The sequence below is a fragment of the Mesobacterium pallidum genome (genome assembly GCF_019966535.1).
GTDB classification, from domain to species: domain Bacteria; phylum Pseudomonadota; class Alphaproteobacteria; order Rhodobacterales; family Rhodobacteraceae; genus Mesobacterium; species Mesobacterium pallidum.
Genome location: NZ_JAIMID010000001.1, coordinates 280,536 through 292,277, shown reverse-complemented (window position 1 = coordinate 292,277; position 11,742 = coordinate 280,536). Strand labels below are relative to the sequence as shown.

Genomic DNA, 11,742 nt, shown 5'->3' with positions numbered 1-11,742 from the left:
TCGGATCGCGCAGCGATCCGAAATATCTCAGCCGGATCGCGCAGCGACCCGGCCCCCGTCACCCGATCAGACCGGGTTGCGATAGGTCATGCGCCGGACCGATCCGGTCTTCGAGCGCATCAGCAGCGTCTCGGTGGTGATCCAGCCGACCTCGCGCTTGAGCCCCGGCAGCAGCGAACCGCTGGTGACACCGGTGGCGGCAAAGATCACGTCCTTGGTCACCATCTCGTCGCGGGTATAGACGCGGTCGAGATCCTCGATCCCCGCCTTGCGGGCGCGGCCGATCTCGTCCTCGTTGCGGAACAAGAGCTTGCCGTAGATCTGCCCGCCCATGCATTTCAGTGCGGCCGCCGCCAGCACACCCTCGGGCGCGCCGCCCGAGCCCATGTACATGTCGATGCCCGTGACGCCCGGCTCGGCGCAATGCATCACGCCCGCCACGTCGCCATCGGTGATCAGCCGGATGCCGCAGCCGGTCGATCGCAGCTCGGCCAGCATCTCTTCGTGCCGGGGCCGTTCCAGCACGCAGCAGGTGATGTCGCGCGGCGTGGCGCCCTTGGCCTTGGCCAGCGCGGCGACACGTTCCGACGGCGACATGTCCAGGGTCACGGTGTCGGGCGCAAAGCCCGGCCCGATGGCCAGCTTTTCCATGTAGACGTCGGGCGCATGCAGCATGGACCCGCGCGGCCCCATGGCGATGACGCACAGCGCGTTGGGCATGTCCTTGGCGGTCAGCGTGGTGCCTTCCAGCGGATCGAGCGCGATGTCCACGCCCGGGCCGGTCCCGGTGCCGACCTCTTCGCCGATATAAAGCATCGGCGCCTCGTCACGCTCGCCCTCGCCGATCACCACGACCCCGGCGATCTCGAGCAGGTTCAGCTGTTCGCGCATGGCGTTGACGGCAGCCTGGTCGGCGGCCTTCTCGTCGCCGCGGCCGACCCAGTCGGCGCTGGCGATGGCGGCCTGCTCGGCGACGCGCGCCAGGCCCAGGGACAACATGCGGTCATTGAAATCGGCGGGTTGGGACATGGGGGCTTCCTTGAAATTCCGGGTGCCCCAAAGGCATAGCCCGCCCTCATTACGCTCACAAGGCAATGGCAGCGGTAACAGGGCCCTCGGGCCCCGCAAACCTGCCATTTCGGGTCATGCTGCCGGGCAGACCGGGGCGAAATGCGCCGCCGCAGCGGGCGCGGCGGGGCGGATGTCACGGCCCCGAGGCGCGTGTCAGACTTCCTCGATCCGGATCGCCACCGGCGCGCTTTCCAGCACGCCCGTGCCCGGCATCGCCGCCAGCGCCTGCTCCAGCGCCACCCGGGTGCATTTGTGCGTCACGATCAGCACCGGCGCGCGGCCGCCCTCGTGATCGTATTGGCGCATCCGGTTGATGCTGATCCCGGCCTCGCCCAGCACGGTGGCGATGCGGGCCAGCGCGCCCGGCTTGTCGGTCAGCGTCATGCGCAGGTAATAGGGCGCGGGCGACGCGCTGTGCGCCGGGGCCGCGTCGGCCAGCTGCGCCGCCGGCTGCCCGAAGGTCGAGATCCGCAGCCCGCGCGCAATATCCATCACGTCGCCCACCACGGCCGAGGCGGTCGGCCCCTCGCCCGCGCCCGCGCCGCGCAGAACGATCTGGCCGACCGCGTCGCCCTCGATCACGCACATGTTGGTGCCGCCCTCGAGCTGCCCCAGCGGGGATTTCTTGGGCACGAGGCAGGGCGACATGCGCTGCTCGAGCCCCCGGCCGGTCATCTGCGCGACACCCAGCAGCTTGATCCGGTAGCCCATGTCAGAGGCGCGCTTGATATCCTCGATGGTGATCGCCTGGATGCCCTCCAGCTCGACCGCGTCGAAGGCCACTTTCGTGCCGAAGGCGATCGAGGCCAGCAGCGCCAGCTTGTGGCCCGCGTCGATCCCGCCCACGTCAAGCTCGGGATCGGCCTCGAGGTAGCCCAGCTGCGCCGCCTCCTCGAAGACCGCCTGGTAGGGCAGCCCGGCCGATTGCATCCGGGTGAGGATGTAGTTGCAGGTGCCGTTCATCACGCCCATGACGCGGGTGATCTCGTTGCCGGCCAGCGCCTCGGTCAGCGCCTTGATCACCGGGATGCCGCCGGCGACCGCCGCCTCGAAGCGGATGACCCGCCCCGCCGCCTCGGCCGCTTCGGCCAGGGCCTGGCCATGGATCGCCAGCATTGCCTTGTTCGCGGTCACCACGTCCTTGCCCGCGGCGATCGCCGCCTCGGTCGCGGCCTTGGCCGGGCCATCGGCGCCGCCCATCAGCTCGACGAAGACATCGACGTCGTCGCGACGCGCCAGCGTGACCGGATCGTCCTCCCAGGCGTAGCCGTCCAGCGGCACACCGCGGTCCCTGCCGCGGGTCCGGGCCGAGATCGCGGAAATGGTCACGGGCCGCCCGCAGCGCGCCTCGATCAGAGCGGCCTTGCGGCGCAGGATCTTGACGGTACCGACACCCACGGTCCCGAGGCCGGCGATGCCAAGACGGAGCGGTTGGGTCATGGGACGATCCTTTGAGATAACACTGTCGCCGCGCGATGTACCCCTGCGGCGCGATCAGCGCAACGTGCCATCAAACAGGACTTTCGGGAACGTCCACGCCGCCGTCCAGCCGCGCGCGATCCTCGGGCGTCAGCCCCCTGCGCCGCTCGAGCGCCGCGGCCCGCGCCTTGAGCGCCGCGACCCGCGCTTGCATCGCCTCCACGTCCGCGTCGCCCAGGGTGGCTTCGCCCCCGTCCAGCAGCTGCTCGATGGGCAGCAGGCGTGGATAATCGCCCGTCACCTCTGACGCCGGCACCGCCGCGTCGAGTTCGGGAAACTCGGTGCAGGCCACGAGGGCCAAGGCTGAAATCAAGGCAAGTCGCATGGCGATCCCTTCAGACACCTCTCCTCTTTGCCGCGCCCGCGCGCCTCGCGCAACTGATCCCTCTTCATCTTGCCCGTAAACTCCGGGGAGTGTGAGGGGCTGGCCCCTCACGTCGACACCGGCCGCAGGACGCCTCCGGCGGGAGTATTTGGGGAATAATGAAAGCAGGGGCGGCGGGACTGACCGCCGACGGCGCGGCTGGCGGCACATGCCGGACTGCCTTTGGCGGGCATATTTGGCGAAAGATGAAGAGCAAGTGCATCCAAGTCCCTTTCATTGTGCCCGTAATCTCAGGGGAGTGTGAGGGGCTGGCCCCTCACACCGGCGCTTGCCGCTCGCGCGCCGCCCGTCGTGTCTCGCCCCGTCGCCCCAACGCCCATTGGAAACGAACGAGCGTTCAGTTAAACCGGCAGGACAGGAAGGAAATCGCCCATGTCCCGCACGCAAGGCTCCCGCGCCGAGCTGACCGGCCCGCGCATCCGTGCCGCCGCGCTGCGCCTCTTCGCGCGGCACGGGTTCGCCGCCGTTTCCATGCGCCAGATCGCGGCCGAGGTGGGGGTGCAGGCCGGCACGCTTTACTCCTACACGCCCGACAAGCAGAGCCTGCTGGCCTCGCTGATGGAGGGCCATATGGAAGAGCTGCTGGAGGCCCTCGCCGCCCTGCCCGCCGGCGGCACGCCCACCGAGCAGCTCGAGCGGTTCACGCGCCACCATATCCGCTTTCACGCCGCGCGGCCCGAGGCGGTCTTTGTTGCCTACATGGAGCTGCACAGCCTCGAGCCCGACAACTTTGCCCGGATCGAGGCGCTGCGCGGCCGCTACGAGGATGCGCTGCAGCAGATCCTCGAGGACGGCTGCGCGACGGGCGCCTTCGCACTGCCCGACACCAAGTTGACCACCCTTGCCTTGATCGCCATGCTGACCGGGGTCAACACCTGGTTCCGCGAGGGCGGTCGGCTGGACCTGGACGGGATCGAGGCGATCTACTGGCAGCTGGTGCAGAAGGCCGTTGCCGCGCCGGACACCGCCCGCGCGCCGCGTTAACCAAGGCTTTACCACCCTCGGTCAAAGCTCTCGGCCAAGCATGTCCGGGCGCGACATCCGCCGCCATTTCTTCCGTCACGGGGTTTCACAAGGGCTTGAACCCCCTCTTGAGTCTTTGCGTCATGCCTGCGACTGCCTACATTGTCGTCAGACGCGGCCCAGTGACACCGCCTCCGGACCGCATCCCGCTTTCAACCCCGTGAGGGAAATCAGGAGATATGGGAGTGAACACAGACATCATCGCCACGCCGGCCCGCCGCAGCATCGGCGCGCGCACGGCCTGGATGGGCTTCGTCGCCACCGCGCTGGTCTTTTCGCAAGCGCTTGGCGCCGCCGCCCGCGGCACGCCGGAAAGCTTTGCCGACCTGGCCGAGCTGATCAGCCCCTCCGTCGTCAACATCACCACCTCGACCACAGTCGCCGGCCGCACCGGGCCGCAGGGGATCGTCCCCGAGGGCTCGCCCTTCGAGGATTTCTTCCGCGAGTTCAACGACCGCAACGGCGGCCAGGGCAACCGGCCGCGCCGGTCCTCGGCGCTGGGCTCGGGCTTCGTCATCTCGGAAGACGGCTTCATCGTCACGAACAACCACGTGATCGAAGGCGCCGACGAGATCATGATCGAGTTCTTCTCGGGCAGCGAGCTGCCGGCGGAACTGGTCGGCACCGACCCCAACACCGACATCGCCCTGCTCAAGGTCACGACGGACGAACCGCTGCCCTTCGTCAGCTTCGGCGACAGCGACACCGCACGCGTGGGCGACTGGGTCATGGCCATGGGCAACCCGCTGGGCCAGGGCTTTTCGGTCTCGGCCGGGATCGTCTCGGCCCGCAACCGGGCGCTGTCGGGCACCTACGACGATTACATCCAGACCGACGCCGCCATCAACCGCGGCAACTCGGGCGGTCCGCTGTTCAACATGGACGGCGAGGTGATCGGCGTGAATACCGCGATCCTGTCGCCCAACGGCGGCTCGATCGGCATCGGCTTCTCGATGGCGTCGAACGTGGTGACCAAGGTGGTCGACCAGCTGCAGGAATTCGGCGAGACCCGCCGCGGCTGGCTGGGCGTGCGCATCCAGGACGTGACCGACGACGTGGCCGAGGCCATGGGGCTCGAGACCGCGTCGGGTGCGCTTGTCACCGACGTGCCCGAGGGCCCGGCGATGGAGGCCGGGATGCAATCGGGTGACGTGATCATCAGCTTTGACGGCCGCGACGTGGCCGACACCCGGGGCCTCGTCCGCCAGGTCGGCAACACCGCCGTCGGCAAGTCGGTCCGCGTGGTCGTCTGGCGCGAAGGCGCGACGGAAACGCTGATGGTGACGCTGGGCCGCCGCGAAGAGGCCGAGGGCGCGATCCCGGCCGCCCAGCCCGGCGGCGAAGACCCGGCCGAGCCCGAAAAGCTCGACCTGCTGGGCCTGACCCTGTCGCCCGTCACCGACGAGATGCGCGAGGACCTCGGTCTTGGCGCCGGTGAGGACGGCCTCGTGGTCGAGGCGGTGGACGAGCTGAGCCAGGCCTACGAGAAGGGCCTGCGCGCCGGTGACGTCATCACCGAGGCCGGCCAGCAGAAGGTCCGCGCCCTGAGCGACATCGAGGACCGCATCGCCGATGCGACCGAGGCGGGGCGCAAGTCGATCCTGCTGCTGATCCGCCGGGGCGGCGAACCGCGCTTTGTCGCGCTGTCGCTGGAGGAAGGCGAGGAGTAAACGCTCCACACCCCCAAGACCCTCGTGAAGGCCCGCCCGTCAAGGCGGGCCTTTTTCATGCGCGGGACCCGAGGATTTTGATTGACGTCAAACATATTCCCCGCAGAATGACCGCGTGGCGCCAGGAGGCGGCGCCCGAGGGAGGACATATGACCGAAGCGCAGGCGGACCTGTCCGCATGGTGGCGGCCCGACGGCTCGGGCCCCGAGATCTGGGACATCACCCTTGGCGACATGCTCGACCGTCAGGCGGCGGCCTTTGGCGACCGGCCCGCGGTGCGGGTCGACGACCAAGGCGGCGCCCGGCGCACCGCCTGGACCTATGCCGAGCTGAAGGCCGAGGCCGAGACCATCGCCCGGGGCCTCATGGCGCTGGGAATCGCCGCCGGCGACCACGTGGCCGTCATGGCGCAGAACTGCGCCGAGTGGATCGCGCTGGAATATGCCCTGGCCAAGGCGGGTGCCGTGCTGGTCACGGTGAACCCCGGGCTCCAGCGGGCTGAACTGGACTACCTGCTGGGCCAGTCGCAGGCCCGCGCGCTGATCTTCGCGCCCGCCGTGCGGGGCAATGACATCGCCGCACATCTCGCGGCGCTGATGCCCGACCTGGCCAGGGCGCAAGACGGCCGGCGCACGGCGCCAGAGGCGCTGCCCCGGCTCATGCAGCTCATCGCCATCGGCGACGAGGTGCCGGACTTCGCCCTGCCCTTCGACACCCTGCGCGACCTCGCGGGCCAGATCCCGCCCGAGGCGCTGACCGTCCGCCAGGCCGGGATCGTCAGCACCGATGTCGCGCAGATCCAGTACACCAGCGGCACCACCGGCAAGCCCAAGGGCGCCATGCTGACCCATCGCGGCACCGTCAACAACGCCCGGCTGACCGCCGACCGCGCGGGCTTTGGCCCCGAGGACCGGCTGCTGTCGCCCATGCCGCTGTTCCACACCGCCGGCTGCGTCTGCGGGGTCATGACCATGCTCGCGGCGGGCGGCGAATTCATCGTGATGGACGCCTTCGACCCGCAGCGCATGCTGGCACTCTGGCACGAGACCCGGCCCACCATCGTCAACGCCGTCCCCACGATGATGACGCGGATGCTGGAACATCCCGACCTCGGGCAGTTCGACATCCACACGCTGCGCCATGCCTTCACCGGTGGCACCAGCATCCCGCCCAGCCTGATGCGCCGTGTGCACCAGCTGACCGGGGGCGAGCCGCTGATCATCATGGGCATGACCGAAACGAGCCCGCTGATCACCACGACCAACCCCGCCGATGACGAGGCTCGGCGCTATGGCACCGCCGGCATCCCCCTGCCCCATACCGAGATCCGCATCGTGGACCCCGAGACAGGCGCCCCCGTCAAATGGGACGAAAGCGGAGAGCTTTGCATCCGCGGCTACCTGGTCATGGCGGGCTATTTCGACATGCCCGAGAAGACCGCCGAGACCATCGACGCGGAGGGCTGGCTGCATTCCGGCGACCTGGCCGAGCTGTCGGCCAGCGGGCATCTGCGGATCGTCGGGCGGCTCAAGGACATGATCATCCGGGGCGGCGAGAACGTCTACCCGGTCGAGATCGAGGACTGCCTGATGGATCATCCGGACGTCAGCCAGGCGCAGGTCGTCGGCGTGCCCGACCCTGACCTGGGCGAGGAGACCTGCGCCTTCGTGGTCGCGGCGCCGGGGGCGTTGATCGACCCGGCGGCGCTTCAGGCCTTCTGCCGCGAGAGGATGGCGCGCCACAAGATGCCCAAATACGTGGAGCCGATCGAGGCCCTGCCGCTGACCGCCAATGGCAAGGTGCAGAAGTTCGCGCTGCGCGACATGGCCGCAAAGGCCATCGCGGACGGGTCCATGCAGCCGGTGCGCCGATGACCGCGCCGCTGCTGTTCCAGCGCGACGGCCATGTCGCCACGTTGACCTTCAACCGCCCCGCCCAGCGCAACGCGATCTGCCCCGAGACGGCCTGTCTCTTTGCCGACGCGGTGGACGAGATCGCGGCCGACGACCGCCTGCGCGTGGTGATCCTGACCGGGGCCGGCGACAAGGCATTCTGCGCGGGGGGCGATCTTGGCCTGACCCTGCCGCTGATCTCGGGCGCGCGGGCGCCCGAGACGGACCACGACCGGCGCTTTCTCGCGGACCCGTCGATCAACGAAAAGCTGGCGTTCCGCGGCATCGACTTTCCCAAGCCCATCGTGGCGGCCGTCAACGGCCCCTGCATGGCCGCGGGGATGGAGATCCTGCTGGGCACCGACATCCGGCTTGCCGTGCCAGGCGCGAGTTTTGCCCTGCCCGAGGCGGCGCGCGGCGTGATCCCCTTTGCCGGGGCGCTGGCGCGCCTGCCAAGGCAGATCCCCTATGCCGCCGCGATGGAAATGCTGGTGGCCAACGTGCCGCTGGATGCGACGGGCGCCCTGCGCCACGGGCTGATCAACCGCATCGTGGAGCCCGACCAGCTGATGGACGCGGCGCGCGAGATGGCCGCGCGGATCGCGGCCAACGCCCCCGTCTCGGTCCAGCAGATCAAGGCCAGTGTGCAGGGCGCCATGGGCCGCCCGCTGGCCGAGGGCTACGCGCTGGAAGACCGCGCCAGGGCCGTGGTCATGGCCACCGATGACGCCCGCGAGGGCCCCCGCGCCTTCATGCAGAAGCGCGCGCCCAGATACGAAGGGAAATGAACATGGATCTGACCGGACAGGTGGCCGTGGTGACCGGCGCCGGGCGCGGCATCGGCCGCGAGATGGCGCTGCAGCTGGCGGCGGCGGGGGCGGCGGTGGTGGTCAATGACCTCGACGCGGCCCCGGCCGAGGCGGTGGCGACCGAGATCGCGGCGGCAGGCGGCAGGGCCGTTGCCGTTGCCGCCGCCATCGGCACGTCGGGGTCGGCCGAGACCTGCATCGCGGCGGCGCTCGACGCCTTCGGGCGGCTCGACGTGCTTTGCGCCAATGCGGGGGTCCTGCGGGATTCGGTTCTGTGGAAGACCGAGGACGACGCCTTTGACCTCGTGGTCCAGACCCACCTGCGCGGCACCTTCCAATGCGCCCGCGCCGCCGCGCGCCACTGGCGCGAGGCAGGGCACGGCGGGGCGCTGGTGCTGGTCGGCTCGCCCGCCGGGCAGCTGGGGAACTTCGGCCAAAGCGCCTATGCCGCGGCCAAGGCCGGGATCGCCGCCATGGCCCGCACCTGGGCGGCCGAACTGGGCCGCACGGGCGTCGCGGTCAACGCGATCATTCCCACGGCGCTGACGCGCATGACCGAAACGGTGCCGGTGCTGGAACCTTTCGTGAAGGCGATGGAGCGCGGCGAGCCGCTGCCCGAAAAGCTGCGCGCCGATCTCGGCATCGGCGGCCCCGAGGACATCGCGCCGCTGGTGGTGTTCCTGGCGTCCGAGGCCGGGCGGAAGGTGACCGGGCAATGCATCGGGATCGGCGGCGACCGGCTGGCGCTCTGGTCACATCCGGCCGAGCTGCGAGTCGACACCCGCTCCGGCGGCTGGACGGCAGAGGCGATTGCAGCGGCTTGGCCGGAGCTGACCGAGGGCGCCTTGCAACCCTTCGGAATCAAGATGGATCTTTGACGGCCGCGAGACTCCGGCGCACAAATCGGCCGGCATCCGTGGTTCCCATTCGCTGGGCAGGCAACCCACAGATTCCGTGACCGGCATGCCAGGTGCTGTATCGCCGTTCGGACCGGCGGTGCGGACCTGACGCCCGGCCGCCTGGCAGTCGCATCCCGCGTCATGAGCCGCTGGCCCGGCAGTGTGACACAGGCTCCTTCGCGCGACGCGGCGCCGGCGGCGGGATCCCCTCTTCAAGCAGATCGGGCGGCACCGGAACATCGCCGAGATCGACCCCGCCGATCTCGACAGCGCGGATGTCCCGCGTCTCCTCGTCGACCCCAAGCTGCATCTTGCGCCGCACGCGCGCTACGCGCCGTCACGCCCGACCTTGATACCGGGGCCAACCCGCCGCAATAGGCTCTCGACGCCCCCGGTCACCTGCCGCAGCGCCATGCCGAACAGCCCAGGGCTTTGCCGGTTCAGGGCTGACACCGGTCTTCCGGATTGCTGTCCGGGCGACCTTCACCCGTCCTTGCCGGGCGGGATTGGCCGGCGTGTTTCTGTCACAGCCTCCTCGAACCCGGAATGATCCGGCGCGGGACTTGTGATGACTGCGCTGTGGCCGAGAGCTTCTGCCGGTTTCTCAATCGCGAACGTCTCAGGTGCCGGACCGATCCGACACGCGACAAAGCCGGGCGCGACGTCTTCGCATTGATCGGGATGTGCCATGACCCCACACGAAGACGCATGAAAAACGGCATGATGTCGCCCTGTGACTGCGATACCAGACAGCAGAAACGGAACAGGCAGATGCCCGGGACCGCAAGGCCACCTCACCTTGCTTCGCCACCGGGTCAGCAACCCTGAGCGGGCGCCAAGTGACCTATAGCGCCAGCTTCGCCTTGAACTCCGCACCGTCGTTCTATCGCTCGCCAACCACGCCGGTCTCCCTCCACTTCGTCGACGACAAGCTTGGCAGGGTGTCCGGTTTCCGGGGACAATCCCACTGATGCGACCGCCGCGGTATCCTTTGGCATCCGAGACCTGTTTCGGCGCGATTTCCATTCCCTGCGGTTCTCGCAGGACCGGCCGAGCGAAAAGAACTGGCAGACAAAGAGCACCGACGAATTTCCGACGGCGAAGGCCATGTAAGACATGGTCAATTCCGTCATCGAACGGGAGCCCGGGAACGGGCGACCCGCACCGGGAGCGAGATGCCGGAGCCGCCGCCCAACGCATCGACCTGTGCCGTGACAAGGCGGAAGACTTCGGCAATCACCCATGTTCCGATGGCAAGATACGCGCCTTGGAGGCGGAAGGCGATCATGCCGACGGGGAGCGCCGGAATGCCCGCCAAGACCGATGCGCGTATCATCGCCGATTACCGGCATGCCCAGAAAGATCGTCGATGCAAGAAAGAGGTAAACGCCCAGTCCGACCCATGCCTGTTGGCCGACGCTGACACGGCCGGTGAAGCCCGCGAGCAGGTTCCACATCTGCGCAACGGCGCGCTATGCACGCACCTCCATCAACAGGCGCAGGTCCGCGCGCCCCGCCCACCAGGGGGCGGCGGCCATCACGGCGATTGCAAGTGCCACCACGGCAATGGGGATGAACCGTGCCGCCGGGGCGCTCCTTGGAGATTCAATGTCCATGGACGTCATGAGGTCAGGCCATTTTCGGCATCAACCCGCGCGGGCTGACGATGAGGATGACGAGGCAGGCGAGGTGGACGGCGAGGATCTGATAGCCCGCGTCGACCTGGGCACCGATGGCCTGCGCCACGCCAAGGATGATGGACATTCCGAAAGTCACGAGGATCGGCAGCAGGATGCATTGACCCAACACCCGATTGCGCAGGTCGCGCTGGTTCAAATGGCCTGCCGCGGCCAGAAGCAACACCACGGGCACGACGCCCATTGCGGCGGGAAGCCCCAATGAAACAAGGAAAAAGTGGATCGCATGGGCGCCAAGGACGATGAAATCTCGGTGTGCGATAATGATGAAGCGCAAGACACCGAACATCAGGCTCGGCCCGGCGGCACAAAGCGCGCGGAGCCCGCCAAGCATGACCCCCTGGATCATGGCATTGATCCAGACCATCAGGCGGCCCCTTCCATATGGTGTGGAACCACCGGGGGCTGCCGGACGCGATATCCTCTTGCATGCCCAAAGACACCGGTGCGATCTGGGCGCGGGTGAATAGGTCGGGCGTACCCGAAAGCGTCACGCGGCCCCCCATGAAACAGTGAACCCTGTCCGCAACGGCCATGGCTCTCCCGACGTCTTGTTCAACCACGATGATAGAGGTGCCGTGTTCCCGGATACGGGGCACGGACTCGTGGATGTCCATGATGACCTTCGGCGCGAGGCCCTGGCTGATCTCGTCACCGGGCAGCAGCCTAGGGTTCGACATCAGCGCGCGCCCGATGGCGACCATTCGTTGGTGCCCACCAGACAGCGCGGTGCCGGGGTTGGTCTTTTTCGCCATGAGATCCGGGAACAGACCATGGACCTGGTCGAGCGACCATGGGCCCCAGCGCCCGCCAGCCG

The 11,742-nt window shown here is 68.6% G+C and carries 10 protein-coding genes and 1 pseudogene; 5 read left to right on the top strand and 6 right to left on the bottom strand.

Going from position 1 to position 11,742, the window contains the following annotated elements; translation table 11 throughout:
• Positions 1 to 66: 66 nt before the first annotated feature.
• The 3 genes from glpX to MF270_RS01320 form a co-directional block, all read right to left on the bottom strand.
• Positions 67 to 1,029, bottom strand: a complete 963-nt coding sequence (gene glpX / locus MF270_RS01330) for a class II fructose-bisphosphatase (protein WP_238364046.1) — start codon at positions 1,027 to 1,029, stop codon at positions 67 to 69.
• A 195-nt stretch (positions 1,030 to 1,224) separates the two neighbouring features.
• Entirely contained in the window at positions 1,225 to 2,511 is a 1,287-nt protein-coding gene (locus MF270_RS01325; protein WP_238364045.1) for a homoserine dehydrogenase, read from the bottom strand.
• Between the two features lie 70 nt (positions 2,512 to 2,581).
• Complete coding sequence (locus tag MF270_RS01320) at positions 2,582 to 2,875, bottom strand: hypothetical protein (protein ID WP_238364044.1); 294 nt, start codon at positions 2,873 to 2,875, stop codon at positions 2,582 to 2,584.
• Between the two features lie 432 nt (positions 2,876 to 3,307).
• On the opposite strand from MF270_RS01320, the gene MF270_RS01315 reads away from it, so the two are divergent.
• From MF270_RS01315 to MF270_RS01295, 5 genes are all read left to right on the top strand, one after another.
• Positions 3,308 to 3,919, top strand: coding sequence for a TetR/AcrR family transcriptional regulator (locus tag MF270_RS01315; RefSeq protein ID WP_238364043.1), 612 nt, complete (start codon positions 3,308 to 3,310; stop codon positions 3,917 to 3,919).
• Between the two features lie 284 nt (positions 3,920 to 4,203).
• Positions 4,204 to 5,628: a Do family serine endopeptidase gene (locus MF270_RS01310; RefSeq protein WP_238364327.1), complete on the top strand. Its 1,425-nt coding sequence runs from the start codon at positions 4,204 to 4,206 to the stop codon at positions 5,626 to 5,628.
• A 149-nt stretch (positions 5,629 to 5,777) separates the two neighbouring features.
• Entirely contained in the window at positions 5,778 to 7,502 is a 1,725-nt protein-coding gene (locus MF270_RS01305) for an AMP-binding protein (protein WP_238364042.1), read from the top strand.
• Positions 7,499 to 8,308: an enoyl-CoA hydratase/isomerase family protein gene (locus tag MF270_RS01300; protein ID WP_238364041.1), complete on the top strand. Its 810-nt coding sequence runs from the start codon at positions 7,499 to 7,501 to the stop codon at positions 8,306 to 8,308. Before MF270_RS01305 ends, MF270_RS01300 begins: the two co-directional genes overlap by 4 nt.
• A 2-nt stretch (positions 8,309 to 8,310) precedes the next feature.
• Positions 8,311 to 9,207: an SDR family NAD(P)-dependent oxidoreductase gene (locus MF270_RS01295; RefSeq protein ID WP_238364040.1), complete on the top strand. Its 897-nt coding sequence runs from the start codon at positions 8,311 to 8,313 to the stop codon at positions 9,205 to 9,207.
• A 63-nt stretch (positions 9,208 to 9,270) separates the two neighbouring features.
• On the opposite strand, the pseudogene MF270_RS28405 reads toward MF270_RS01295, so the two are convergent.
• The 3 genes and pseudogenes from MF270_RS28405 to MF270_RS01280 all read right to left on the bottom strand — a co-directional run.
• Positions 9,271 to 9,651 (bottom strand): annotated as a pseudogene (locus MF270_RS28405) (hypothetical protein); the annotation flags it as partial.
• A 1,049-nt stretch (positions 9,652 to 10,700) separates the two neighbouring features.
• Entirely contained in the window at positions 10,701 to 10,844 is a 144-nt protein-coding gene (locus MF270_RS01285; protein WP_238364039.1) for a hypothetical protein, read from the bottom strand.
• A 13-nt stretch (positions 10,845 to 10,857) separates the two neighbouring features.
• On the bottom strand, positions 10,858 to 11,292 hold the full coding sequence (locus MF270_RS01280; protein WP_238364038.1) for an ABC transporter permease: 435 nt from the start codon (positions 11,290 to 11,292) through the stop codon (positions 10,858 to 10,860).
• Positions 11,293 to 11,742: the final 450 nt, after the last annotated feature.